Annotated in this window: 20 protein-coding genes; 12 read left to right on the top strand and 8 right to left on the bottom strand. The window is 70.4% G+C overall.

Features of this window, described 5'->3' with window-relative positions:
• Positions 1-337: 337 nt before the first annotated feature.
• Positions 338-3898 (bottom strand): serine/threonine-protein kinase, encoded by a 3561-nt coding sequence (locus GTZ93_RS33365; RefSeq protein WP_167548549.1) that lies wholly within the window; start codon positions 3896-3898, stop codon positions 338-340.
• Between the two features lie 341 nt (positions 3899-4239).
• Between GTZ93_RS33365 and GTZ93_RS33370 the strand changes: the two genes are divergently transcribed.
• Positions 4240-4836 carry a hypothetical protein gene (locus tag GTZ93_RS33370; protein WP_139916550.1) on the top strand — a complete coding sequence of 199 codons (597 nt, stop codon included), beginning with the start codon at positions 4240-4242 and terminating at the stop codon, positions 4834-4836.
• Between the two features lie 7 nt (positions 4837-4843).
• Here GTZ93_RS33370 and GTZ93_RS33375 read toward each other — a convergent pair whose 3' ends face one another.
• Positions 4844-6448 carry a sigma 54-interacting transcriptional regulator gene (locus GTZ93_RS33375; protein ID WP_261778932.1) on the bottom strand — a complete coding sequence of 535 codons (1605 nt, stop codon included), beginning with the start codon at positions 6446-6448 and terminating at the stop codon, positions 4844-4846.
• 233 nt (positions 6449-6681) lie between these two features.
• Between GTZ93_RS33375 and GTZ93_RS33380 the strand changes: the two genes are divergently transcribed.
• From GTZ93_RS33380 to GTZ93_RS33395, 4 genes are all read left to right on the top strand, one after another.
• On the top strand, positions 6682-7236 hold the full coding sequence (locus tag GTZ93_RS33380) for a peroxiredoxin (RefSeq protein ID WP_120557013.1): 555 nt from the start codon (positions 6682-6684) through the stop codon (positions 7234-7236).
• Positions 7237-7242: 6 nt separating this feature from the next.
• Complete coding sequence (locus tag GTZ93_RS33385; RefSeq protein ID WP_120550488.1) at positions 7243-7770, top strand: carboxymuconolactone decarboxylase family protein; 528 nt, start codon at positions 7243-7245, stop codon at positions 7768-7770.
• Between the two features lie 113 nt (positions 7771-7883).
• Positions 7884-8366: a DNA starvation/stationary phase protection protein Dps gene (dps, locus tag GTZ93_RS33390; protein ID WP_139916548.1), complete on the top strand. Its 483-nt coding sequence runs from the start codon at positions 7884-7886 to the stop codon at positions 8364-8366.
• Between the two features lie 40 nt (positions 8367-8406).
• Positions 8407-9681: a pyridoxal phosphate-dependent aminotransferase gene (locus GTZ93_RS33395; RefSeq protein ID WP_120595564.1), complete on the top strand. Its 1275-nt coding sequence runs from the start codon at positions 8407-8409 to the stop codon at positions 9679-9681.
• Positions 9682-9706: 25 nt separating this feature from the next.
• Here GTZ93_RS33395 and GTZ93_RS33400 read toward each other — a convergent pair whose 3' ends face one another.
• Positions 9707-10399: an SIMPL domain-containing protein gene (locus GTZ93_RS33400; protein ID WP_139916546.1), complete on the bottom strand. Its 693-nt coding sequence runs from the start codon at positions 10397-10399 to the stop codon at positions 9707-9709.
• 82 nt (positions 10400-10481) lie between these two features.
• Between GTZ93_RS33400 and GTZ93_RS33405 the strand changes: the two genes are divergently transcribed.
• The 4 genes from GTZ93_RS33405 to GTZ93_RS33420 all read left to right on the top strand — a co-directional run bounded on the left by GTZ93_RS33405 (position 10482) and on the right by GTZ93_RS33420 (position 14091).
• A complete protein-coding gene (locus tag GTZ93_RS33405; protein WP_139916545.1) occupies positions 10482-11732 on the top strand; it encodes an MFS transporter in 1251 nt (416 codons plus the stop codon).
• A gap of 133 nt (positions 11733-11865) precedes the next feature.
• A complete protein-coding gene (locus tag GTZ93_RS33410; protein WP_139916543.1) occupies positions 11866-12657 on the top strand; it encodes a hypothetical protein in 792 nt (263 codons plus the stop codon).
• A 176-nt stretch (positions 12658-12833) separates the two neighbouring features.
• Entirely contained in the window at positions 12834-13586 is a 753-nt protein-coding gene (locus GTZ93_RS33415) for a hypothetical protein (RefSeq protein ID WP_139916541.1), read from the top strand.
• A 145-nt stretch (positions 13587-13731) separates the two neighbouring features.
• Positions 13732-14091, top strand: coding sequence for a GFA family protein (locus GTZ93_RS33420; protein ID WP_120577988.1), 360 nt, complete (start codon positions 13732-13734; stop codon positions 14089-14091).
• Between the two features lie 10 nt (positions 14092-14101).
• On the opposite strand, the gene GTZ93_RS33425 is transcribed toward GTZ93_RS33420, so the two are convergent.
• The 5 genes from GTZ93_RS33425 to GTZ93_RS33445 all read right to left on the bottom strand — a co-directional run bounded on the left by GTZ93_RS33425 (position 14102) and on the right by GTZ93_RS33445 (position 18644).
• Positions 14102-14545, bottom strand: a complete 444-nt coding sequence (locus GTZ93_RS33425; protein WP_121754443.1) for a hypothetical protein — start codon at positions 14543-14545, stop codon at positions 14102-14104.
• 32 nt (positions 14546-14577) lie between these two features.
• On the bottom strand, positions 14578-15729 hold the full coding sequence (locus GTZ93_RS33430) for a zinc-dependent alcohol dehydrogenase (RefSeq protein ID WP_139916539.1): 1152 nt from the start codon (positions 15727-15729) through the stop codon (positions 14578-14580).
• An 81-nt stretch (positions 15730-15810) separates the two neighbouring features.
• On the bottom strand, positions 15811-16497 hold the full coding sequence (locus tag GTZ93_RS33435) for a DNA-3-methyladenine glycosylase family protein (RefSeq protein ID WP_139916537.1): 687 nt from the start codon (positions 16495-16497) through the stop codon (positions 15811-15813).
• Between the two features lie 62 nt (positions 16498-16559).
• Positions 16560-17048, bottom strand: a complete 489-nt coding sequence (locus GTZ93_RS33440; RefSeq protein WP_139916535.1) for a hemerythrin domain-containing protein — start codon at positions 17046-17048, stop codon at positions 16560-16562.
• Between the two features lie 81 nt (positions 17049-17129).
• Positions 17130-18644 carry an FAD-dependent oxidoreductase gene (locus GTZ93_RS33445; RefSeq protein WP_139916534.1) on the bottom strand — a complete coding sequence of 505 codons (1515 nt, stop codon included), beginning with the start codon at positions 18642-18644 and terminating at the stop codon, positions 17130-17132.
• 226 nt (positions 18645-18870) lie between these two features.
• On the opposite strand from GTZ93_RS33445, the gene GTZ93_RS33450 reads away from it, so the two are divergent.
• From GTZ93_RS33450 to GTZ93_RS33460, 3 genes are read left to right on the top strand one after another with little or no spacing between them, the layout of a single operon-like run.
• Positions 18871-19089, top strand: a complete 219-nt coding sequence (locus GTZ93_RS33450; RefSeq protein WP_120577993.1) for a hypothetical protein — start codon at positions 18871-18873, stop codon at positions 19087-19089.
• Positions 19090-19093: 4 nt separating this feature from the next.
• Positions 19094-21208 carry a PAS domain-containing sensor histidine kinase gene (locus tag GTZ93_RS33455; RefSeq protein WP_139916532.1) on the top strand — a complete coding sequence of 705 codons (2115 nt, stop codon included), beginning with the start codon at positions 19094-19096 and terminating at the stop codon, positions 21206-21208.
• Entirely contained in the window at positions 21205-21615 is a 411-nt protein-coding gene (locus tag GTZ93_RS33460; RefSeq protein ID WP_120577995.1) for a response regulator, read from the top strand. The genes GTZ93_RS33455 and GTZ93_RS33460 overlap by 4 nt, the downstream gene beginning before the upstream one ends.
• The last annotated feature ends 18 nt before the right edge of the window (positions 21616-21633 follow it).

Genomic DNA, 21633 nt, shown 5'->3' on the forward strand with positions numbered 1-21633 from the left:
GCCGTAGGCGCGGACTCCTGCGTCCAACCGACAGGCAAGGTCTCCATCGAATTTCAGTGCGAACAGCCTGTCAGATTGAGCTGGAGCGACGAGAAGGGACAGCTCTTCCCCGGGTACGATGGAAGCTCCTTCACCATTGGTGGCGCGGGAAGATTCGAACAGAAAGTGGGCGACACGCCAGGGGACTACACACTGAGCGTGGACGGCCCGGGATGTCCGCCCACGCCGGACACAGGGGGGGGCCCAATCCACTACCCCAAGACCGGCACCCTGGACGTCTTCACCAGCATTGAAATGGAGCCTCTCCCAGAGAAGCAATGACCCCTCGCCCGGTCCTTCATGGGCCGGGGGGCGGTCCGTGATCCACGAGGTGCGGGTTGGCGGCGAGCGCGGCCGCTCGCTCCCGGAGCGCTTCGGGGAGCCCCGGGGATTGCGTCAGGAGCAACCCGGCGCGTAGCAGGCGTGCCTCGGCCCAGGTGGGGTGGAGCGTGAGCAGGGCCTCCACCCCCTCCAGGCCGCGCGCCAGCACGGGCGCGGCCTCCAGCCCCGCCGCCTTCCGGCTCCGGGCCCACGCCAGGCACAGCCGCGCGAAGGCCAGACGCGCCTCCAAACTCCGGGAGTCGCGCACGAAGGCTTCGTCGAAGCCTGTCGCGGCCCGCGCGAAGGCCGCCTCGGCGCGGGCGGGGGCCAGGGCCCGGGCTCGCTCGCCGTGGAGCTCCGCCTGGAGGCGCCACGCCAGGGGCTCTTCCGGGTTGCGGCGGAAGGCCTCGTCGAGCGCGGCCTGCGCCTGCGCCAGGGGGGCCTCCGGCGAACGTCCCCGCGCGAGCGCGCGCGTGGCCCGCTGGAGGTGGACCCGCGCCAGGTTGGCCCAGGGAACGGCCTGCCCTGGCAACAGCGCCGCGGCCTCGGCGTAGGCCTCGAGGGCGGCCCGGGCCTCCGCCTCGGGCGTCGCACTCCGGGGATCGCCCCATTCCGCGCGCGCGGCGTGGACGTCGCCCAGGTTGTTCTGCCCCCAGCCCTGACCGGGCGCCACCTCCACGGCCTTCGCGTAGGCGGCCTGCGCCGCGTCCAGCAGGGGGAACGGCTCCCCGCCCCGGTCCCAGGCCTCGCGGGCCTGCTCCGCCCGGACGATGCCCAGCCCGTTGTGCAGGGGCGCCACGCGCGCGTTGATGGCGATGCCGCGCTCGAACAGGGTGGCCGCGGTGTCCAGGTCCGGGCGCGGGTCCCCTCCCAGCGTCCGCCGTCGCGCCGCCAGCTCGGTGTGCAGCGTTCCGCCCAGGAACCACGCCACGAAGTTCTCCGGGTTGAGGCGCCGGGCCTGCTCCAGCGCACGCCGGGCCTCGTCCAGGTCCGCGTCTGGCGCCGCGGAGCGCGGATCCGAGGCCCGTGTCAGGTGGAGCTGGCCCAGGTTGATCCACACGTCCGACAGCGTGTCGTCCCGCTGGAGGGCCTCCTGGTACGCCGCGATGGCCCGGGCCCGGTGCTCCGCGGGGGAGACACCCCGCTGCTCGTCGGCGTCCGCCCACACCCGGAAGATGAGGCCTCGGGTGGCGGAGACCTCGTAGTCGCGCGCCCGCGGGTCGATGCCGTCGAGCGCCTCCAGGGCCTGCTGGAGCAGCGCGCCCGGCTCCAGGCCCCGCCCCTGCTTCACCCGGGCAGCGCGCAACAAGGCCTGGGCCAGCTCCTTGCGGGCGCGTGGATCCGCAGGCCGTGTCGCGAGCACCTGCCTCGCGGCGGCGATGGCGCGCTGGAGGGACGCCTCCGGATCCGCGCCCCGGCGCAGCGCATCCTCGGCCAGCCGGTTGTGGAACCGGGCCTCCCAGTGCCGGGCGGGCACGCTGTCGGGGTCTGCCGCGAGCGCGTGTGCCACCGCCTCCAGTCCGCGCGCGGCGCCGGACTCCACGTCGCCCTGGCCGTACAGCGCCATCACCAGGGCCTGATATTCGAGCCGGGCGAGCGCGAGGTGCACCTCCGGAAGGCTGTCGCCCGTCGCGGCGGCGGCGGCGAGGATGCGGCGACCGGCGTCCAGGTCCTCCTGGGCGGCCCCGCGGTCCCCCTGGTTCCAGCGCTGGTGGGCCCGCGCCTGGAGGATGTCGCCGCGCAGGAGCGGCGCCTCGAAGAACCACGGAGGCAGCGGGCCCGCTGCGTCCAGCCGCGCCAGGGCGTCGTCCCACCGCTCCTCGTGAAAGGCGAGCAGCGCGGCGACGAAGTCCGGGGACGGCACCTCCGCGCCCGCGCTCCGGCGCAGCCACGCGAGCGCCGGGTCCCGGTACTCCCGCTGGACCTGCTCCCTGCGCGTCCGCCGTCGCGCGGGGTCCTGGACGTTCTCCGCGTCCAGGAGCGCGTCGCGGTAGAGCGGTCCCAGCGCGAGCGCCAGCGACCACGCGAGGCGCGGCTCGTGGAAGCCTTCGTTCCAGGCCGCCTCCAGGTGCTCGCGCGCCTTCGCCGCGTCCCCCAACGCCAGGGCCCCGCGGCCCAGCGCATACAGGCCCGGGCCCCGGGCCTCCGGGCCTTCGCGCGCGATGTCAGAGGCCAGGGCCTCCATGCGGCGCGCGAGCTGGGCGCGCTCCTCGCGCACGTCATGCAGCCGGGCAAGGCCGGTGTAACGGACCTGCGCCTCCACACGCTCCACCTGTTCGGTGAAGCGGCGGGCCAGCTGCTCCCGGCGCACGGCCTGCCTGCGGGTGAGGCCCACCTGGAGTCCGGCCCCCAGCACGGCGACGAGCGCGACGGCCGCGGCGCCCACCACGACGCGGTGCCGCCGGACCTTCTTGCGCAGCCGGTAGCCCAGGCCCACGGGGCGCGCGCGCACGGGCACGTCCGCGAGGAAGCGCTCCAGGTCTTCCGCCAGCGCCCGCGCCGAGTCGTAGCGGGCGGAGCGGTCCTTCTCCAGGCACTTGAGGACGATGGCCTCCAGGTCCGCGGACAGGCCCGGGGCCCGCGCACGCGGCGGCACGGGCTCCTCCGTGGGGATGCGGTTGAGCACCTCCAGGTTGTTGGCGCCGGGGATGGGAGGCTCGCCCGTCAGCAGGTGGTAGAGCGTGGCGCCCAGGCTGTAGACGTCCGCGCGCCGGTCCAGCCGGCCCACCTCGCCCCGGGCCTGCTCCGGGGACATGTACGGGGGCGTGCCCATCACGGAGCCGGTGGCGGTGGTGCCGCGCGTGGTCGCGTCGTGCGCGAGCCCGAAGTCCACCACGTAGGGAAGGAGGCGTCCGTCCGGGGTGCGCTCCACCAGGATGTTGCCAGGCTTCAGGTCGCGATGGATGAGGCCCGCCTGGTGGGCGGCGTGGACGCCCTGCGCGACGTCGCGCATCAACACCACCTGCTGCTCCACGGTGAGCGTCCCGGCCAGCTGCCCCAGCGTCTGTCCGGGGATGTACTGCATGGCGATGAAGGCGCGGCCCTGCACCTCGCCCACCTCGTGCACCGGGCACACCCGCGCGTGGTGCACCCGGGCCTGTGCGCGGGCCTCGTTGAGCAGCCGGTGCACCACGGCCGGGTCGTCGCCCTTCACGAACTTGAGAGCGACGGCGCGGCGCAGCCTCGGGTCATACGCGAGGAACACCTGTCCCATGCCGCCCTGGCCCAGGAAGCGCAATCCCTGGTAACGCTCCCAGTCTCCCAGGGGAAACACGGGGTCCGCCGAGTGCGTGACCTTGCCCGGCATGGGCAGGGAGGGTGTCGAAAGGTCCGGAGCAGCGGGTCGCCGTGGCAGCAGGGCGGCGAGCGTCTCGTCGGAGATGCGTCCGCGCGAGTAGAGCAGCGCGAGCGGCCCCTTGCCGCGGCGACGGGCTTCGTCAGCCAACTGGGCGGCGTCCTCATCCGAGACGAGCCCCTCGGCCACCGCGATGCGCAGCTCCTCCTCGTATGACTGGAGTTGGGCAGGCGTGTCGTCCATGCCCTGTGAACGCTAGCACCCGGAGCCGTGAACCTGCCCCGAGTCAGCCATGACCAGAGGTCAGACCTGGTGAGAGCCGTGAGCAACCCTTGAGGGGTTGGCGAAGGGACGGCTTCCCCAAGGACAAGCCGCGGCTCAAGGACGCCTTCGGCACCTACGCGCAGGCCATGTTCGAGGAAGACCCGAACAAGAAGATCGTGGACCTCTTCTGCTCGCGCCAGTCGGATCCGCACCCGCGGTGTCGTAGGCCCCGCTCCCACCCAGGCAGAAGGCTCCGGCCGTGAATTCTCGGCGGCGGGCTGCGTCCATCAAGGCATCCGACGCACTTGATGGAGCCCCCCATGTCGAAGTCGAAGTGGCTGCTGGCAACGATGGCGCTGTCCCTCCCGGTCCTGGCTCACGCAGGCGGTCCCCGCGGCAACAACCACGAGCAGGCCCGTGACCGCCAGGAGCTGCGGCAGGACGCGCGAGAGACCCGGGATGATCATCAGGACCTGCGCCAGGTGGAGTCGCTGCTCTCCCGCTACGACTCCGCCCGTGGCCGCGCCGCGCGCCGCGACCTGCTCCAGGTGGAAGAGGACCTGCGCCGCTACGTGTCGTCCGAGCTGAACGAGACCCGCCGCGAGCTGTCCCAGGACAAGCAGGAGGCGCGCTCCAGCGCCCGCGAGGTGCGCCACGACGGCAACCGCTACGACGACCGCAAGGACCACCGCGACGACGTGCGCGACGCCCGCCAGGAGTCCCGCGCCCTCCAGCAGACGCGCTCCATCTCCCAGGAGCTGAACAACCTCTACGGCCGGATGGACAGCGGCAGCCTCAGCCGCAAGCGCATGCTCATCGCTGACCTGGTCCAGCTCGCTCGCACCGAGACGGCGCAGAACCGCCAGGAGACGCGCGAGGACCGCCGCGAGGCCCGCGAGGACAGCCGCAGGTACTGAGCCCGCGTCACGCGTCCTCGGCGGCGGTGAAGCCCTCCAACCGCTCGATGCCCAGCTTCTTCATCCGGCTCTGCAACGTGGACGGCTTGAGCCCCAGCAGCGCCGCCGCGCCGCCTTCACCGTAGACGCGGCCCCGGGTGAGCGTGAGCACCCGCAGGATGTGCTCGCGCTGCACCGCCGCCAGCGTGGGCACCTTCGCCCCCGCGGGCAGCGGCGCCGGAGTCTCCTCCACCGACACCGGGCCCGACACCTCCCGCGCGCGCTCGCCGTTCGCCAGATCGAAGGACTGCGCCGTCAGCTCCTGGCCGCGCGTGAGGATGGTGGCGCGCTCCAGCGCGTTCGCCAGCTCGCGCAGGTTGCCGGGCCAGTCGTAGGACGCCAGCCGCGTCAGCCCTGACGCCGTCACCCGCATGCCCCGCCGGCCCGTGCGCTTCGCCTGCTCCTCCAGGAGGAACGCGGTGAGCTGCGGCAGGTCCTCGCGCCGCTCGCGCAGGGGCGGCAGCCTCAAGGGGAAGACGCTCAGACGATAGAAGAGGTCCTCGCGGAAGCGCTTCTGCGCGATGGCCTGGTGCAGGTCCACGTGCGTCGCCGCGAGGATGCGCACGTCCGCCCGCACCGTCTTGTCGCTGCCCACGGGCTCGAACGACTTCTCCTGGAGCGCGCGCAGCAGCTTCGCCTGCAGCTCCACCGGCAGTTCGCCAATCTCATCCAGGAGCAGCGTGCCTCCGTGCGCCATCTGGAAGCGGCCCGCCCGGTCGCGGTTCGCGCCGGTGAAGGCCCCCTTCACGTGGCCGAACAGCTCGCTCTCCAGCAGGCCCGCGGGAATGGCCGCGCAGTTGAGCGACACGAAGGGCTGATCCGCCCGCGCGCTCCAGCGGTGGATGGCCCGCGCCAGCCGCTCCTTGCCCGTGCCCGTCTCTCCGGTAATCAGCACGGGCGTGTCCGTCTCCGCCACCTGCCGCGCGCGCAAGGACAGGTCGCGCATCACCGGACTCAGGGACGTCTCCAGGATGCCTTCCGAGTCCCCGCCCAGCTGCGACTCCAGCAGCTTCGCGTGCTCGTGGTCCTGACGGTGCAGCCGCTCCGCCGTCGCGCGCTGCTCCGCGCCCTGGAGCGCGGTCGCCAGCATCTGGCCGTAGACCTCCACCAGGTCCACCACCGGCTGCGCGTACGTCTCACACTGCACGCGGTCCAGCGTGAGCACGCCGTAGCAGCGCTCCCCCGCGCACAGCGGCACCACCATGCATGAGTGCCCCGCGGGCAGGTCCAACACCCCATCGAACGGGTCGCCATCCCCGTGCGAGTGGTCCTCCTCCGTGAAGGCCCGCGCGCGCCGCGTCTCCAGCGCCTGCTTCAAGGACGGGAAGTCCGCCAGCCGCAGCGAATGCTTGCGCACCGCCTGGTTCGCGAGCGGGCCGCGCGCCGCCACCGCCTCCAGCCGCCCCTCCTTGAGGAGGAACAGCGTGGCCAGGTCGAAGGGCACCACGCGCGACACCCAGTCCAATCCCCGACGGAGCAGCTCTCCCACCCCTTCTTCGGTGGTTGCCAGCTCGACCAGCTCCCGAGCATCCTGCGTCACTTCCGGGTGGCGCCCCATCAGTTCATCCGGCATGTGTTAGCGATAATAGCGGCCCACCGAAATTGCAGTGGCGAAAGGCACCGGGATTTCGTTATTCACCGGTCCGGCGTCACCGCCCCGCCGGTGCGAATCTCAGGGGGAGCTGTAACCTCCTGGAATCAGGGCAGTTGATGCGCTGGCACGGTGGCTGCTTTACCCGGTAGCAACTCATCACCTCTGGGGTGGACCACGGTGGCCCGCCCCCCATCCCCAAGGAGTCGAAACCCATGCTGACCGTTGGCGACAAGCTTCCGAACTTCAAGCTGAAGGGCACCGTGAGCCTGGAGAAGAACAAGGAGTTCCAGGACATCTCCAACGACACGTACAAGGGCAAGTGGACCGTCCTGTTCGCGTGGCCGAAGGACTTCACGTTCATCTGCCCGACGGAGATCGCGGAGTTCGGCAAGCACAACAAGGACTTCCAGGACCGCGACGCGCAGGTGCTGGGCCTGTCCACCGACAGCGAGTTCGTGCACCACGCGTGGCGCACGCACCACCCGGACCTGAAGAACCTGCCCTTCCCCATGCTGGCGGACATCAAGCGCGAGCTGTCCAGCGCGCTGGGCATCCTGCACAAGGAAGAGGGCGTGGCCCTGCGCGCCACGTTCATCGCGGACCCCGAGGGCATCATCCGCCACGTGTCCGTGAACGACCTGTCCGTGGGCCGCAACGTCAAGGAGACCGTCCGCACGCTGGACGCGCTCCAGACCGACGAGCTGTGCCCGTGCAACTGGCAGAAGGGTGAGGAGACGCTCACCACGAAGCTGCAGAAGGCGGGGTAAGGCACCATGGCTTCGCTCGAAGTCGTCCGCAGCGAGCTTGCGGACGCCCACAAGGACACCCGCCTCAACCTCTCCGCGGTCCTGGAGAGCACGACCCTCACCCCCGAGCAGCGCTGGGGGACGGCCGTGGCATGCGCCTTCGCCGCCCGGAACGAGCGGCTGAAGGAGGCCATGCTGAACGAGGCGAAGCAGGCACTGGGTGACAAGGCCACGCCGGTCATCGAGGACGCGCGTGCCGCGGCCTCGCTGATGGCGATGAACAACGTCTTCTACCGATTCCGTCACATGATCGGGAAGGAGTCGTACGCGACCAAGCGGGCCGGGCTGCGGATGAACCGGCTGGCCCAGGTGCTGACCAACAAGGTGGACTTCGAGCTGGTCTGCCTCGCGGTCAGCGCCATCAACGGCTGCGAGATGTGCATCCAGTCGCATGAGAAGGTCGTGCTGGAAGGCGGCCTGAGCGAGGACCACGTGCACGATGCCGTCCGCATCGCGAGCGTCATCCACGCGGCGGCGGTTGGACTGGAGTCCTAGTCCCCTCGTCGTTATCTCTGAGCTGTGATTGGCGCCCTCCGGTGGATGACACCGGGGGGCGCTGTCTTTTCTCTTCGACGTCCCACCCCTCACCTGAAAGGAACGTGTCCGTCATGGCCCTCTACAAGAGCCCGAGTCCCCTGTCCGAACAGGCCCGCACCGCCATCTCCGCCACCCTCAACGAGCGGCTCGCGGATGGGTTGGACCTGCACTCGCAGATCAAGGTCGCCCACTGGAACATCAAGGGCCCGCAGTTCGCCGCGCTGCACCCGCTGTTCGAAACGTTCGCGGTGAGCCTGGCCAACCACAACGACTCCATCGCGGAGCGCGCGGTGACGCTGGGCGGCCGCGCGTACGGCACCAGCCGCCACGTGGGCACGCACAGCCGCCTGCCGGAATATCCGCAGGAGACCTCGCGCGACCTGGAGCACGTGAAGCTCTTGGCCGAGCGCATCGAGGTGTACCTCAACGGCCTGCGGGAGAGCCGCGCGGCGGTGGAGGGCCAGAAGGACACGGACACGGTGGACCTCTTCACCGGCATCATCACCGAGTTCGAGAAGCACGCCTGGTTCCTGCGCGCCTCCCTGGAAGGGTAAGGGGCTGCACCGCGGCAGGGGGCGCGCTAGCGTGTGGTCCGTGAGCGACAGCGTCCCCCTGCATGCGTTTCGCACCGTGCCCCGCACGGGCGTCATCTTCGTCACCGCCGAGGCCACGCGCCGCGGCTACCGTCCCGGCGACCCGGAGTGGTGCAACCTGGGCCAGGGTCAGCCGGAGACGGGCGACCTGCCCGGTGCTCCGTCGCGCGTGCACTCGGTGACGGTGGACATGGCGGACCAGGAGTACGCCCCCGTCGCGGGCCTCTGGGAGGTTCGGGAGGCCATCGCGGGGCTCTACAACCGGCTCTACCGCAAGGGGATGTCCAGCCAGTACAGCGCGGAGAACGTCTGCCTGTCCGGCGGCGGCCGCGCGGCCCTCACCCGCGCCGCGGCGAGCCTGGGCAGCGTGAACCTGGGGCACTTCCTCCCGGACTACACCGCGTATGAAGAGCTGCTGGACGTCTTCAAGGCGTTCACCGCCATCCCCATCCTGCTGGAGGGCGAGCGCGGCTACGCCTTCACGCACGACGACCTGCGCCGGGAGATTCAGGGGCGCGGGTTGTCCGCGCTGCTCTTCTCCAACCCGTGCAACCCCACCGGCAAGCTGGTGCAGGGCGAGGAGCTGGCGCGGTGGGTGGGCGTGGCGCGCGAGCTGGAGTGCTCGCTGCTCATCGACGAGTTCTATTCGCACTACATCTGGACGGGCCGCCCGGGCGTGCTGCCGGTGGAGAGCGCCGCCAGGTACGTGGAGGACGTGAACCGCGACCCGGTCATCCTCTTCGACGGGCTCACCAAGAACTGGCGCTACCCGGGCTGGCGCATGACGTGGACGGTGGGGCCCAAGCAGGTCATCGACACGGTCGCCAGCGCGGGCAGCTTCCTGGACGGCGGCGGCAGCCGGCCCTTGCAGCGCGCGGCGATTCCGCTGCTCCAGGAGGACGCGGTGGTGGCGGAGACGCGCGCCATCCACCACACGTTCCGGGAGAAGCGGGACCGGTTCCACTCCCGGCTGGAGCGGCTGGGCATCCGCACGGACCGCGCGCCGGACGGGACGTTCTACGTCTGGGGAAACCTGTCCGGGCTGCCCGCGCCGCTCAACGACGGCATGGCCTTCTTCCGCGCCGCGCTGGAGCACCAGGTCATCACCGTGCCCGGTGAGTTCTTCGACGTGAACCCCGGCAAGCGCCGCGCGCGGGCGTCGCGCTTCCGCAACTACGTGCGCCTGTCCTTCGGCCCGTCGTGGGAGACGCTGGACAAGGCGCTCCTGCGGCTGGAGTCGCTCGTGCTCAAGCACACTCCCGGCGCCATGCCGTGAGTGGAGCCATCCGGCCCCGAGCGCTTCAGGACTCGGGGGCCGGGTGCGTCTGGAACTCCGCGGTGGCCATCACGTGCACCTTCTTGCGGTGGGACACGGGGAAGCCCAGCGAGGCCGTCCGCTTCACGCTGTAGCTGCCCGACGGGGCCATGGGCATCACGTCCTCGTTCCCGCCTCCGTAGGCGCCGCCGTGGTTCCCGAAGGCCCGCGACTCCCAGGTGCGCTCGGAGAAGCGGTGCAGCCCGGCCACCGTCACGCCCAGCCCGGCGGCCACGCGGCGCGCCTTCTTCACCGACTCGCGGGCCAGCGCCTCCAGCCAGTCCTGCCGGGCCTCCGGCTCGTGCGTGTAGCCCCACTTGAGCTCGCGCAGCGTCGCCTGCTTCATGCCGGACAGCGCGGCGAGCACGTCCCCCACCCGCCCCATGTCCACCAGGCGGATGCGCACCGTGTAGAGGGCGGACGAGGAGCGCGTGAGCAGCCCCTCCTGGGTCTCCGCCTGTACCGACTGGAGGGTGAAGGCCGAGGCCTGCACGCCCAGGTCCTCCATGAGGCGCACCAGCGCGGCCACCTCCTTCGCGTTGGCGAAGGCCGCGTTGCCGGTGAAGAACGAGGACGCCTTCACATCCACCACCGCGTCCACGTGGTCCGCCTCCAGCTCGTGCTCGGCGGACAGCTCCACGACGATGATTCCCGACTCGGTTGCGGCTCGCTCCGGCATGCGACTCCCTGGGAGTGACTGGAACGGCGAGTATAGGCCCACGACTCAGGCCAGGGGGCGTGCCTATGCTCGCGCCACGACCATGCGACGCATCCCGTCCCGGCTGTGGCTGTTGTGCGCGCTGTACTTCGTGCAGGGGCTGCCTTTCGGCTTCCAGGTGACGGCGCTGCCCGTCTACCTGCGCACGCGCGGCGTGTCTCTGGCAGCGCTGGGGTTCGCGGGCGCGCTGTCGCTGCCATGGATGCTCAAGGCGCTGTGGGCCCCGCTGGTGGACCGCTACGGCTCCGAGCGCGTGGGGCGCAGGCGTTCGTGGATTCTCCCCATGCAGGCGGGCCTGGCGCTCGCGTGCGCGGGGGCGGCCTTCGCGGCGGGTCGGGAATCGCTGCCGCTGCTGTTGGGCCTCATCTTCGTGATGAACCTCTTCGCCGCGACGCAGGACATCGCGGTGGACGGCTTCGCGGTGGACCTGCTGCGTCCAGAGGAGCTGGGCCTGGGCAACACCGCGCAGGTGGTGGGCTACAAGCTGGGCATGCTCACCGGCGGCGGCCTGCTGGTGTGGGCCAGCGCGAGCATCGGGTGGTCCGGGCTGTTCCTCGTCATGTCGGCGCTGTGCCTGACCGTCTTCACCATCGTCCTCTTCGTGCGCGAGCCGCCCCCGCGCGAAGCCGAAGGCCCCGAGTCCGCGAAGCTGGACTGGCCCGCGCTCTGGGCACGCATCAAGTCCGCGCTCACCGTGCCGGGCACCGGGTGGCTGCTGCTCTTCATCGGCACGTACAAGCTGGGCGAGACGATGTCCGACGTCCTCTACAAGCCCTTCCTCGTGGACGCGGGCTTCACGCCGGCGCGCATCGGCCTGTGGGTGGGCACGTGGGGCACCGCCGCGTCGCTCCTGGGGTCCACGTGCGGGGGGCTCCTCGCCGCGCGCCTGCCGCTGCTGCGCGCGGTGGCCCTCACTGGAACGCTGCGCCTGTTGCCGCTCGCGGGGCGGTGGCTGCTCACGCAGGCGGGCGTCAGCGACGCGGGCGTGCTGGGCGTCACGCTCACCGAGGAGTTCTTCGGCGGTGCGCTCACCACCGTGATGTTCGCGTTCATGATGTCGCGCACGGACCGGAGAATCGGCGCCACGCACTACACGCTGCTGGCCAGCGTGGAGGTCGCGGGCAAAGCGCCCGCGGGGCCACTGGCGGGACTGCTCGCGGATCCGAAGTTCGGCAACCTGGGCTACGGGAACATGTTCCTCCTGGGCGTCGCGCTGTCCGCCGCGTTCCTCGCGCTGCTCGCGCCCCTGCGCCGCAACGTGCCCACGCCCGCGGCACCGCAGCCCGCATCGTGAAACATTCCAGCCTCGCGACACGCTGATTCACGGGCGTGAGCGCTGTCAGGGGAGCGTGGTACTGGCCACCGAGTCGTCCGCGGTGCCCCCCTTGAACGCGCCCGTGGCACGGGCCGCGAATGAAGAGGTCCCCATGAAGACCCTGTCGATGACGTCACTGCTGAGCGGTCTGGCCCTGTTCGCCGCTCCGGCGGCCTTCGCCTCGTCCACCACCAGCATCCCCGCCTTTGAAGCGAGCATCTCCACGGCGCAGGGCCCCTTGAGCCCCGGCGGCGCGACCATCCTCCGCTCGGAGCTCCGGACCGCGATGGAGGCGTTCATCTACGACACCGGCGGCCCCCAGGGCGTGGACAGCGCCGAGCGCGCCTACCTCACCACGCGCCTCAACGACACGCCGTTCCAGCAGTCGCTGACGGGCACCGCGGCGAAGTACTACGCGGACTTCTACGAGCTGAACGACGCGACCTTCACGAGCTACCCGCTGTACCAGGGCTCCGTCGCCGGCACCGCCGCGTCGCTGTTTGGCGCCACCGGTCCGCTGGCGTCCAACGCGGACATCCGGGAGGGCTACATCCCCAACGGCCAGGGCATCGCCAACCAGGCCACGCTGGGCACCGCGTTCACCACCTACTTCGAGCCGCCCGTCGGCCCCTTCCAGCCCATCACCGTGAAGGAGCTCATCGAGCGGCTTGGCACCACTTCCATCAAGGGCAGCACCCCTACCGTGGACGAGGTGGAGGGCGCGGTGGCCTACATCACGCAGATTTCGCGCAACAGCAACCGGCTGTACGTCGCGGACTGGACCTGCCGCCGGTGCAGCTTTTCGCCGTGGAACACGCGGGGCTACGTCATCGCCGCGGTGAGCACGGACCGCCGCTTCGTGCGCATGGTCTCCGTGTGGACAGCGGACTTCGGGAACGACTGATGCGACGCACCGCCGCACAGCGGACGTCCTGAAACATTCCAGTCTCGCGACACGCTCTTTCACGAGCGTGTCACGAGCGCGCGTGTCACCGGAACCTCACGCCGGCCATGTCAGGACGGCGTGGTACTCGCCAGCGCGTCGCTCGCGGTACTCCCCCTTGAATGAAGAGGTTCTCCATGAAGACCCTGTCGATGAAGTCGCTGGTGGGCGCCCTGATGCTGTTCTCCGCTCCGGCGTTCGCTGACTCCACCACCAGCATCCCCGCCTTCGAGGCGAGCATCACCGCCGCGAAGAGCGCCAGCAGCCCCGGCGGCACGACCGTCCTCCGCTCGGAGATCCGCAACGCGCTGGACGCGTTCCTCAACGACGTGGGCTATGGCGTGGACAGCGCCGAGCGCGCCTATCTCACCACCCGCCTCAGCGACACGCCCTTCCAGCAGTCCATGACGGGCACCGCGGCGAAGTACTTCGCGGATTTCTACGAGGTGAACGACACGCTCCTCACGGGCTACCCGCTGAACCTGTACCCCGTCACCCAGACGCCCGCGGTGCTGTTCGGCGCCACCGGCTCGTTCTCTTCCGCGCGCATCTACGAGGGCTACATCCCCAACGGCCAGGGCGTGGCCAACCAGCAGACGCTGGGCGAGGCGTTCAGCAACGCCTTCGGTCCGCAGGCCAGCATCTTCGAGCCCATCACCGTGCGGGAGCTCATCGGACAGCTCAGCGCGTACAGCTACAACGTGGACGAGGTGGAGGGCGCGGTGGCGTACATCACGGCGATTTCGCGCAACAGCAACCGGCTCTACAGGACGGGCTGGAGCTGCCGCGGGTGCGGCGCGCCGAGCTACACGCAGGGCTTCGCCATCGCCGCGGTGAGCACGGACCGTCGCTTCGTGCGGATGATGTCCGTGACGACGTACGCGGACTGACGTGACGCACCGCCGCAAGCGCCCGGCTACACACCAGGGCGCTTGCGGTCCCCGCAGCCTCCGTTCATTGATGCGCGTCACACGCACCGGGTGGGCGGAAGCGCGCTTCCGGCCCGGGCATCACGCAGCAACCGGAGGAAGCACCATGGCGGAGATGAAGACGTATACGGGTGGCTGCCACTGTGGACAGGTCCGCTACGAGGCGACCACGGACCTGGCGCAGGTGGTGAGCTGCAACTGTTCCATCTGCCACAAGATTGGCGCGGTGCTGACGTTCGTCCCGCCGGAGCAGTTCAAGTCCCTCTCCGGCGCGAACGTGGTGCAGACCTACCAGTTCAACAAGAAGGTCATCAACCACCTGCACTGCCCCACCTGCGGCGTGGAGTCCTACGCCACCGGCAAGGGCCCGGACGGCAAGGAGATGTTCGCCGTCAACCTGCGCTGCCTGGACGGCCTGGACCTGTCCACGGTCACGCCCTTCCCCTACAACGGCCGGGACGCGTAAGGCCCGCGCCTCACGCCCGGCGGCCCCGCCACATCAGGCCCCCTGCGACGAGGACCGCCGCGGAAGGAGCGGCCCACGGAAGGGACTTCCTGAGCCGGTGCTCCCAGACGTCCACCCGGTCCGCCAGCATCAGCAACATCCAGTGGCCGGGCTTGTGGTCGGGCTTCGCGTAGGCCGCTTTTCGCAGCAAGCCGCTCAGCCCCTTCGGAGGCTGGGCGGTGCCGAACACGGGCGGCATCTGCTTGCGGCCGGCGTGCTTGAACACCGGCACCTCCGCGTGCTGGAGCGCGATGGGCGCGCGCGCACCCGCCAGCGGCTTCGGCGCCGTCTCCATGGGGACGCCCGGACGGTTGGCGGGGTCCTGATCCACGGCCGAAGTGGGGTTCGCTTTCGCCCGCGCCTTCGCGTGGCCGTTCTTCGCTCGACTCGATTTCCGCGTCGTCTTCTGGGGCATGACGTGCCTCCTGTGATGGCGAGTGGTGTCTGTCAGGCGTGGCCGTGCGGCATGAGGACGCACTTCACGCACCCGTCCTGCTTCTGCGCGAACAGGTGGTAGGCGTCCGGCGCCTGCTCCAGCGGGAAGCGGTGGGTGATGATGCTCTTCGCGTCGATGCGGCCCTTCTGGATGTGCTCCAGGAGGTGCGGCATGTACCGGCGCGTGTTCGCCTGGTTCATCCGCAGCGTCAGGCCCTTGTTCATCGCGGTGCCAATGGGCACGAAGTTCCACGGCGGCCCATACACGCCGATGATGGAGACGTTGCCGCCCTTGCGCACGGAGTTGATGCACCACTCGATGACGGTGGGCGCGCCGGCCTCCAGCTTCAGCCCCAGGCCCAGCACGCGGTGCGCTCGCGAGCCTTCCGCCTCCATGCCCACCGCGTCGATGCAGACGTCCGGGCCGCGGCCGTCGAACAGCTCCTTCAGGTGCAGGACGATGTCGCCCACCTCCTTGAAGTTCACCGTCTCCACGTTGGCGAACTTCCGCGCGAACTCCAGGCGGTACGGCACGTGGTCCACCGTCACCACGCGGCCCGCGCCCATCAGCCACGCGGACTTCATCGCGAAGAGGCCCACCGGGCCCGCGCCGAAGACGACGACCGTCTCGCCGCCCTTGATTTCGCCCATCTCCGCGGCCTGGTAGCCGGTGGGCAGGATGTCGGAGAGGAAGAGGACGGACTCGTCATCCATGTCGTCCGGAATCTTCATGGGCCCCACGTCCGCGAAGGGCACGCGCACGTACTCCGCCTGCCCGCCGTCGAAGCCGCCCGTGGTGTGCGAGTACCCGTAGACGCCGGAGGCCACGTCGCTGCCGGGGTTGCTGTTCTCGCAGTTCCCGGTGAGGCCGCGCTGGCAGTAGAAGCAGGTACCGCAGGAGATGTTGAAGGGCACCACCACGCGGTCGCCCTTCTTCAGCTGCGACACCTCCTTGCCCACCTCCTCCACCACACCGGTGAACTCGTGGCCGAAGGTGCAGCCCACGCGCGTGTCCGGCACCAGGCCGTGCAAGAGGTGCAGGTCCGAACCGCAGATGGCGGCGCGGGTGACCTTGAGGACCACGTCCTGGGGGTGCTCGATGCGCGGGTCCGGCTTCTGCTCCACCTGGACGCGATAGGGACCTTGGTAGGTGAGTGCACGCATGCGCGGGATTCCTCCGTCCCTAACGGGTGAGGACGCCCGCGCGCCAAGGCAAGGGACGGTGCGCTCCCGGCCCCTGCTCGGCTAGCTGCCCTCCGGCGGTGCGAAGGTGCCCACGGGCTTGTCCGCCGCCCGCCACAGGTACCAGCTCACCACGCTGCGATAAGGGCGCCAGCGCTCGCCGTACGCCAGCAGCGCCTTGGGCTTGGGCTGCTCCTTCAGGCCATGCAGCATCATGAAGCCCTTGCGCACGCCGAAGTCGTCCACGGGGAGGATGTCCGGCCGGCCCAGGCGGAAGATGAGCAGCATCTCCACGGTCCACTGGCCAATGCCGCGCACCTGCGTGAGGTGCTCGATGAGGTCCGCGTCGGACATGCGGCGCACGCGCGCGAGCGGCGGCACCGTGCCGTCCACCGTCTTGCGCGCCAGGTCCTGGATGGCCAGCAGCTTGTTCGCGGACAGCCCGGCCTCGCGCAGCGTGGCGTCCGGCAGCGCGAGCAGCTTCTGGGGCGTGAAGCCCTTGCCCTGCCCCACCCGCTCGCAGACGCGGCCGAAGATGGTCGCCGCCGCGCGGCCGTGGAGCTGCTGGTAGACGATGGAGTGCGCCAGCGCCTCGAAGGGGCTGTGCAGCGGGGACCGCTCGAAGCGGAACGGGCCAATCGTCTTGAAGAGCGTGCCCAGGATGGGGTCCGCGCGCACGAGGGCGCGGCGCGCGGCGGGCGTGAAGGCATCCGGCAGCAACACAGGAGTGGAAACAGGAGCGCGCGGCATGGGCCGCATGCTGCCCGGCCCCACGCCACGCGCAACCCCCGTGTTGCTTCGGACGCGCCGCGCTAGATGGGCGCGGCCCGCTCCGTCTCCTCGGGCACGTCGTTGCGGGGCTCGCCCTCCATCAGGGAGTCGTATTCCTCCTCCAACTGGATGCCCAGGTCCTCCAGCTGATCCTTGGTCAGGATCTTCCGCGCCGCCTTGAAGAGGTCCTTCTCCTCCTCCTCGACGTGGTGCTCCACCTGCTCCTGGAGGACCTTCATCTTCGCGTCGAACTCCTCGTCGGAGGGCTCCATGTCCAGCAGGTCCGCGATGAGGCGCTTGACGGCGAGGTGCTCCTCCACGGCCTCGCGCAGCTCATCCTCCGTGTCGTCCTTCTTGAGCGCCGGATACAGGTACAGCTCTTCAATCTTCGCGTGCGCGCCCAGCCGGTCGGCGATCTGCTCGAACAGCTCCTGGCGCTGGTCGTCCGCGTGGTCCGCCAGCTTCTCGTACTTCTTGAAGAGCTTGGACACCTCTTCGTGCTGCTGCTTGATCAGTTCCAACGCGTTCATTCCCTGCCCCCTGAATGAAAGTGGATGTGCAGAGAGATGGGGGTGGGACCGCCCGAAAGGAAGCCCACCCGCACGCACTTCTCACTTCATCGGCAGCTTCACGGACGGCAGGTCCTTGAGCGCGGGGCCGTTGAGCACGCGCCCGGTGGGGCTGAAGCGGCCGCCGTGGCAGGGGCAGTCCCAGGAGCGCTCCGCGTTGTTCCAGTGCACGTGGCAGCCCAGGTGCGTGCACACCGGGGACACCGCGTGTGGCGTGCCGTTCTCCTCGCGGTACACGGCCACCTTGCGGCCCTCCACCTCCAGGATCTTTCCCTCGCCCGGCGCCACGTCCGCCAGGTGGTGTCCGTCCGGCCTGGCCAGCCGGTCCGCGACGAAGCGGAAGGCCACCTCCGCGTTCTCCTGGATGAAGTCCTTGGCACCGGCCTTGGGCTTCACCCGGCCCGCGTCGTACAGCGCGGCGTAGGGGTTCTCGTTGCCGAGGATGAGGTCCGACAGCACCATGCCCGCGAGCGTGCCGAACGTCATGCCCGTGCCGGAGAAGCCCGTGGCCACGTACACGTGGCGGCTGCCCACGTTGCGGCCGATATAGGGCAGGCCGTCCGCGGACTCGATGACCTGTCCGGACCAGCGGTGCGTGATGCGCTTCACGGGGAAGCGGTCGCGCGTGTACGCCTCCAGCGCGGCGAAGCGCGCGGCGGTGTCCTCCTCGCTGCCGACCTTGTGGTCCTCGCCGCCCACGATGACGTAGGACACGCCGTCCACCCGCTGCGTGCGGACGTAGTGATACGGGTCGCGGCTGTCGTAGTACTGGCCCGGCTCCAGCGGCCCTTCCAGCGGGGCCGCCACCGCGTAGGTGCGGTACGGGTAGAGCTTGGTGTGCATGGCCACGCGGTTGAGCGGCGTGGTGGTGGCCTCCACCACCGCCTTCGCCGTCACGGTGCCCAGCTCCGTGACGACGCGGCAGGGCGCGCCGTCATGGATGTCCACGACCCTGGTGTTCTCGAAGAGGTGGCAGCCGTCGCCAGGGATGCGGTCCGCGAGCGCGAGCAGGTACTGCCGCGGGTGGAACACCGCCTGGTCCTCCACGCGCAGCGCGCCCTTCACCGGGAAGGGCAGCGGCAACTCCTTCGTATAGGACGCCAGCAATCCGGCCTGCCGCGCCGCGGAGACCTCGTGCAACAGGTCGCGCAGCTCGGCCTCTGTCTCCGCGTAGCGGAAGCCCGGCACGCGGGTGAAGCCACAGTCGATGGCGAGCGTCTCCACCAGGGACGCAATCTGTTCAATGGCGGCGCGGCTGGACGACGCAGCCAGATGAGCGCCCTTCTCACCAAAATCTTTCAGGAGCGTGGTGTACGGCGTGTCCAGGAGCTCCGTGAGGTGCGCGGTCGTCTGGCCCGTCTGGCCGGAGAGGACGCGGTGCATCTCCAGCACCGCCACCTTCTTGCCAGCGCGCTTGAGCAGCCAGGCGGTCGTCAGGCCCGCGATGCCCCCGCCGATGATGGCCACGTCCACGTCCAGGTCGCCCGGCAGGGAGGGGAAGTCCCGGGGAAGCGTCGTCACCGTCCAGAGGGATTTGTGCTGGCGCTCTTCATTCATGCTGGAAGGCTAGGAATCCGCTTCCCTGGGCATAAGCCACGCCTGCCGAGCCCCGCCCGCCCGGTTGCCCAGCGCCGGGTGTATGCGACCCAACAGAGCTTCGCCCCGGGTGTTGGTCAGTCAGGGGCCGGGCGTGAACAGGGCTGGGGTGCGATGTCGCCAGCGCGTTAGAACGGCCCTTGGACCCGAAGGTCCGCGCCGGGCGGACCCAAGGAGCATGCGCCGAATGCCCGTGGAACGCGTGGCTGGTGGGGCCAGCCTGGTGGACGTGCTGGACCGCCTGCTGGACAGGGGGCTGCGCTTCGACTCGCCGGCCCTGGAGGTCCTGGGCCGCCCCTCTTCTTTGGAGGGGGAGGCGCGCATCGTGGTGGCATTTTCGGAGGTCCGCACCGCAGACTCGCTGGAACGCGGTCGTTCCCCGCGTCCCCCTTCACCCGGAGCGTAAGGTCGTGGCGTCTCCAGCCCCGCTGCCCCCCGCCGAAGCCGACCCCGGGGCGCGCCTCGTGCTCGCCGAGCACCTGCTCGCCTGCGAGTCCGCCGTCGCCTGTGCGCGAGCGGTCGTGGAGTGGCTCGCGCGCAGGCACGGCGCGTCCACCGCCTGTGTGGGGCCGGGGGATGGCGCGGGTGCGTCCGTGTGCCTGGCCAGTGAAGGGCTGACGGGCGCGCAGCAGGTCGCGCTGGCCCGGGCGTGGGACACGCAGGGCTCGCCGCTCGCTGGCTTCCGCAACCGGCCCGGGGCGCGGTGGCTGGCGGCGGACGCTGTCGAGGGCGCGGCGATGCCCGGTGGGTTCCTCGCGGTGCCGCTGGGCCGCTCTGGAGCGCCCGCGGCCGCGCTGCTGGTGGTGGGGCTGCCCGGCCCGGCCGTGCCGGAGGACGTGGCGTGGGTGGCGTCGTGCGCGGGTCCGCCCCTGGCCCGGCAGCTGGCCTCGGATGCGCGGGCGCCGCGCCGCCCGGAGCCGGACCGGCTGCTGCGCCGGGTCATCAACGCGGTGTCGGACCCCGTGCTGCTCACGGACACGGACGGCACGCTGCTCTTCGCCAACGCCCGCGCGGAAGGTCTGCTGGTGGCGGGCCCGGACGCGAGCCCCGGCCGCACGCGCGCCGTGGAGCTCAACCAGCGCCTGTTCCGGGAGACGCTCGCGCAGGGAGGCACGTCCGTGCACCGGCGCGAGGTGCCGCTGGTGGATCCGCTGGAGGGCATGGACCTGCTCTTCGAGCTGGTCACCACGCCGGTGCTGGCGCCGGACGGGCCGTCCGTGGTGGTGAGCGTGCTGCGCAACCTGACGGACCTGGGCCGCGCCACGCAGGCGCTGGGGGAGAGCTACCGGCAGCTGCGCGCCACGGAGCGCGAGGCCCGGAGCGAGCGCCACCGCCTGGACCGGGTGCTGGACTCGGTGGCGGACCCCATCATCCTGACCGACCCGGCGGGCGGCATGGTGATGATGAACGACCCGGCCGAGCGCCTCTTCGCGTGGCCTCACGAGGAAGGCCCCGGCGGCGAGTCCACGCTGCGCCGGGTGCGCGCCAACGACGCCCTCTTCGCGTCCTTCCTCGCGAACCTGCTGGGGCCGGTGAACGCGAGCGTGTCACGCTGGAAGAGCCAGCTGACGCTGGACGACCCGTCCACCGGCGCGCCCGTGCCCATGGAGGCCATGGCCAACAAGGTGCTGGGCGACGGGGGCGAGCTGACGGGCATCGTCACCGTGTTCCACGACCGCACGGAGGTGCTGGAGCGGGCGCGGCTCCTGGAGCGCGTGAAGGAGGTCTCCAGCGAGCTGGAGGCGCGCGTGCAGTCCGCCACCGCGGAGCTGGCGGAGCAGAACGAGAAGCTGCGCCGGCAGGCCATCCAGTTGGAGCAGGCGAGCGCGGCCAAGTCGCAGTTCCTGGCCAACATGTCGCATGAGTTCCGCACACCGCTGAACGCCATCCTCGGCTACACGAACATGCTGCTGCAGGGCGTGTCCGGGGAGATGACGCCGCCGCAGCGGCGGAACCTCACGCGCATCGACTCCAACGGGCGGCACCTGTTGGAGGTCATCAACGAGATATTGGACATCACCCGCATCGAGGCGGGGCGGATGCCGCTGCACCTGTCGGACTTCGGAATTCCGGAGCTGCTCCAGGAGGTGATGGCGGAGATGGACCCCATCATCGCGCGCAGCAAGCTGACGGTGGACTCGCGCCTGGATGAGGGGCTGCCGGGGGTGTGGAGCGACCGACAGAAGGTGAAGCAGATCGTCCTCAACCTGTTGTCCAACGCGCTGAAGTTCACGCACGAGGGCGGCGTGCACGTGGCGGCGGAGTATCAGAACGCCACCGGCACCGTGGCCATCTCGGTGAAGGACACAGGCATCGGAATCGACGTGTCGAACCAGGAGAAGATTTTCGAGGACTTCCAGCAGGTGGACAGCTCGCCCACGCGTGCCTATGGGGGAACGGGCCTGGGCCTGTCCATCTGCCGTCGCCTGGCGGCGATGCTGGGGGGACGCGTCTCCCTCCAGAGTACGCCGGGCCAGGGTTCGACCTTCACCCTGCACTTTCCAAGACGTGCGAGACGGACATGACTAACACCCCGGAAAAGACAAAGCCGCTCGTGCTGGTGGTGGACGACTACCAGGATGCCCGGGAGATGTACGCGGAGTACCTGGAGTTCTCAGGCTTCCGCGTGGCGGAGGCGAAGAACGGCCAGGAGGCGTTGGACAAGGCCTTCGAGCTGGTGCCGGACGTCATCCTGATGGACCTGTCGCTGCCGGTGATGGACGGCTGGGAGGCGACGCGCCGGCTGAAGGGCGACGCGCGCACGAAGGGCATCCCAGTGGTGGCGCTCACGGGGCATGCGCTGAAGGGCCACTCGGAGGACGCGAACGAGGCCGGGTGTGATGCGTACGTCACCAAGCCGTGCCTGCCGGACGCGCTGGTGGACCAGGTGAAGAAGATGATCGCCCTGCGCGAGGCGGCATCCACGCGCTGAAGCCGTAGCTGCACGGAG

The sequence above is a fragment of the Corallococcus exiguus genome (assembly GCF_009909105.1).
GTDB classification, from domain to species: Bacteria; Myxococcota; Myxococcia; order Myxococcales; family Myxococcaceae; genus Corallococcus; species Corallococcus exiguus.

Coding starts and splice junctions, on each gene's coding strand:
- GTZ93_RS33420 (WP_120577988.1), top strand. CDS start 13,732: ATGGCGGAGATGAAGACGTATACGGGTGGCTGCCACTGTGGACAGGTC.
- GTZ93_RS33440 (WP_139916535.1), bottom strand. CDS start 17,048: ATGAACGCGTTGGAACTGATCAAGCAGCAGCACGAAGAGGTGTCCAAG.
- GTZ93_RS33425 (WP_121754443.1), bottom strand. CDS start 14,545: ATGCCCCAGAAGACGACGCGGAAATCGAGTCGAGCGAAGAACGGCCAC.
- GTZ93_RS33380 (WP_120557013.1), top strand. CDS start 6,682: ATGCTGACCGTTGGCGACAAGCTTCCGAACTTCAAGCTGAAGGGCACC.
- GTZ93_RS33400 (WP_139916546.1), bottom strand. CDS start 10,399: ATGCCGGAGCGAGCCGCAACCGAGTCGGGAATCATCGTCGTGGAGCTG.
- GTZ93_RS33435 (WP_139916537.1), bottom strand. CDS start 16,497: ATGCCGCGCGCTCCTGTTTCCACTCCTGTGTTGCTGCCGGATGCCTTC.
- GTZ93_RS33365 (WP_167548549.1), bottom strand. CDS start 3,898: ATGGACGACACGCCTGCCCAACTCCAGTCATACGAGGAGGAGCTGCGC.
- GTZ93_RS33405 (WP_139916545.1), top strand. CDS start 10,482: ATGCGACGCATCCCGTCCCGGCTGTGGCTGTTGTGCGCGCTGTACTTC.
- GTZ93_RS33410 (WP_139916543.1), top strand. CDS start 11,866: ATGAAGACCCTGTCGATGACGTCACTGCTGAGCGGTCTGGCCCTGTTC.
- GTZ93_RS33370 (WP_139916550.1), top strand. CDS start 4,240: ATGTCGAAGTCGAAGTGGCTGCTGGCAACGATGGCGCTGTCCCTCCCG.
- GTZ93_RS33385 (WP_120550488.1), top strand. CDS start 7,243: ATGGCTTCGCTCGAAGTCGTCCGCAGCGAGCTTGCGGACGCCCACAAG.
- GTZ93_RS33375 (WP_261778932.1), bottom strand. CDS start 6,448: ATGCCGGATGAACTGATGGGGCGCCACCCGGAAGTGACGCAGGATGCT.
- dps (WP_139916548.1), top strand. CDS start 7,884: ATGGCCCTCTACAAGAGCCCGAGTCCCCTGTCCGAACAGGCCCGCACC.
- GTZ93_RS33415 (WP_139916541.1), top strand. CDS start 12,834: ATGAAGACCCTGTCGATGAAGTCGCTGGTGGGCGCCCTGATGCTGTTC.
- GTZ93_RS33430 (WP_139916539.1), bottom strand. CDS start 15,729: ATGCGTGCACTCACCTACCAAGGTCCCTATCGCGTCCAGGTGGAGCAG.
- GTZ93_RS33450 (WP_120577993.1), top strand. CDS start 18,871: ATGCCCGTGGAACGCGTGGCTGGTGGGGCCAGCCTGGTGGACGTGCTG.
- GTZ93_RS33445 (WP_139916534.1), bottom strand. CDS start 18,644: ATGAATGAAGAGCGCCAGCACAAATCCCTCTGGACGGTGACGACGCTT.
- GTZ93_RS33460 (WP_120577995.1), top strand. CDS start 21,205: ATGACTAACACCCCGGAAAAGACAAAGCCGCTCGTGCTGGTGGTGGAC.